The sequence below is a fragment of the Sphaerospermopsis sp. LEGE 00249 genome, assembly GCF_014299995.1.
GTDB lineage: Bacteria > Cyanobacteriota > Cyanobacteriia > Cyanobacteriales > Nostocaceae > Sphaerospermopsis > Sphaerospermopsis kisseleviana.
Genome location: NZ_JACJUZ010000161.1, coordinates 1 through 1,787, shown reverse-complemented (window position 1 = coordinate 1,787; position 1,787 = coordinate 1). Strand labels below are relative to the sequence as shown.

3 protein-coding genes are annotated in these 1,787 nt (G+C 42.0%); all 3 read right to left on the bottom strand.

All coding sequences use genetic code 11. The features are described 5' to 3' along the window. On the bottom strand, nucleotides 1-277 hold a 277-nt coding region (locus tag H5968_RS24885; protein WP_187042071.1), incomplete at its 3' end, for a helix-turn-helix domain-containing protein. A 141-nt stretch (nucleotides 278-418) separates the two neighbouring features. Continuing rightward, complete coding sequence (locus H5968_RS24880; RefSeq protein WP_096567566.1) at nucleotides 419-763, bottom strand: zinc ribbon domain-containing protein; 345 nt, start codon at nucleotides 761-763, stop codon at nucleotides 419-421. A 725-nt stretch (nucleotides 764-1,488) separates the two neighbouring features. Further along, the coding region (locus H5968_RS25315) for a hypothetical protein (RefSeq protein WP_222620809.1) at nucleotides 1,489-1,787 on the bottom strand (299 nt) is incomplete at its 5' end.

Here is a 1,787-nt window from a genome sequence, read left to right as displayed (position 1 = left end):
CATCTGACAAATATCTTAATGCGTATTGAGGGGCGCATTTAGACACTTCATAATACCAAGGATGGGTAGATTTAATGGCTGCTACTAACCATTTGTGTAAATCTATGGCTGTGGGAAATTTGATTTTGTCTTCTGGTTGCAGTTTGTTATGTAATAATACCTGTTGACAAAGTGCTAAACCTTGATTCCAAGCGTGTCTGGCTACTCCTGCGTGTTGCGCCAGTAGTAGTCGTTGTTGTTTGTTAACTTTGAGTTGGGTTTTGAATCCTAGTAGCATACAGTGATTTTACTGTAATTCTGTGACAAAGCCAAAAGATGACAGGAAATTTTCAGTAAATGTGAGTATTTGTTAGTATTGGTTAAGAAAACAGTAACTAGCTACTAACCCTGACTTGTGCGTATGTCCTAACTATATTACTTAGGTTGTCAGAGAAATTAACAAACAGACAAATAATATAGCTATGAGCAGCACTAGACCCTGATTTCGTTGAAGCCAGCTTTTATTAGTCTGCCTTTCCAGTTCTAACTGACTCTCTTGCCAATTTTGGTAAAGAGTACAATCTTGAGCATAAGGGCGTTTGGGAAAATTACAGCTATCATCCTGATGATAAACACAGGTTTCACAAAGATAGTCATTGCCAACAGCACGATGCAAAGGAATACCCGGATGTCCAAAAGCTTTTAGAGTTATTCGGCAATGAGGACAAGTGATAGCCTGACTATCAATAAGTTGATGACAACGAGGACAAGATAAAGTAGCCAAAACCTGACAGTAAATAGAAATAGGTTAAACATTTTGATTTTAGCCAATTCGATTCACAAGCAGCGACCCAAACAGCAAATATGGCTGAGTGTTGCACCAAGTAGGCTGTTACTATATATTCCCCCATCTTATGAGATGGGCATCCTGCCCGTTCCTGACAGCGCACCACTATAAATTTTTCTGCAACTTATAAGAAAATCGAGTGAGCCAAAACCACGCCCGATAAAGTATCGGAACTTGGTGGAAATACTTGATCGTACTTGAGGCGGTGGATGTAGGCGAACGGATTGCCCATGCGTGGGGCAGTCATGATATATTGTTTTTCAACAGGCATGGTAATCAACCTGTATAAAAACCTAACTGCCTAACGGCAATCTGTACCTTGACAATTGAAGATTGGTGGGTTCTATTCCATAGTTCTAGTTCCTACCCAGGAATAGGTAAAATCTATCCTTCGGGAAGCCGCTTCGCTTCTACATGGGGGCTGAACTTGTGTTAAGCGCACTTGTACTGAGCGACTTGTATTGAGCCTGTTCTGAGCCTGTCCTGAGCCTGTCCTGAGCCTGTCCTGAGCGGTGTCGAAGGGCGGTGTCGAAGGGCGCAGTCGAAGTAAGTCGAAGTAGTCGAAGTAGTCGAAGTAGTCGAAGTAGTCGAAGTAGTCGAAACACGACACAGAATTTAAACTCAAACAAATTGGGAATCATCCAACTAGGGAAGGGCATTCCCTAAGTAACGCTTGAGGAGAGAACCACCTCGCTTGTTAGAAACTGCAAGGGATCTAGTCTAAGTGGACTCGTTGAATCAAGAATCTGCGCTCCTTTAGGACGCAGAGTGTCAAACATTGGCAGTCCCATAGAAACTAACCACTTCTGGAGACTGCAATTAATCTGATTTGCAAAACCCTGTTCCAATAAAGCTTTCAACCCATTTCCCAAAAAGTCTAAAAAATTTTTGAAAAAGTAGTTGACATTCCCAGAGAGGTCAGCTATATTAAATGAGGTGAGGCAAACGAAGCCCACCACTG